This window comes from Vibrio sp. 1078-1 (genome assembly GCF_033340475.1).
The window spans coordinates 1-529 of the sequence record NZ_JAWOWM010000842.1; the positions used below are offsets into that span (position 1 = coordinate 1).

The window sequence follows — 529 nt, forward strand, 5'->3', positions numbered from 1 at the left end:
AAATGACTCAGAGCTGGCAAGACGATCAAGGCAATACGCTATCCGCCAATACGGTAAATAACGTGAAACAAGGTTCGTCTATTACTCGTACCATTCAAATCAAAGCTCGCGGTACACAAGCCGAATACTTACCGCGTATTACTATGGATTACCCAAACTCCTTACGCGTTTACCCTGAACAGCCTCAATTCGACACAGCAAGAGATGGCACGGTAATCATGACGGTAAAACAAGTGCTGATCCCAACAGAAGCTGGCGAATTCACGCTGCCAGGCTACGCACTGAATTGGTGGGACAGTAAAAGCGATGAAGCAAAGCAGGCAAACTTGTCTGAGCTGAAACTGAATGTGGAACAAAGCGATGCAGGCTTGATTACCTTACCTGAAACCGCGCTTCCTATACCAACCGTTTCAAATGCAGCTCCTGCCCAACAACATGGCGTCGATAAACTCTGGCAAACGCTCACTTTTGTTTTTGCAGGCTTGTGGATTCTTACTTCCGCAGTTGCATTGATAATCTGGAAAAAGCG

Annotated in this window: 1 pseudogene; it reads left to right on the forward strand. The window is 46.5% G+C overall.

What is annotated here, in order from left to right:
- A pseudogene (locus R7190_RS30395) lies at positions 1–529 on the forward strand (protein BatD); the annotation flags it as partial.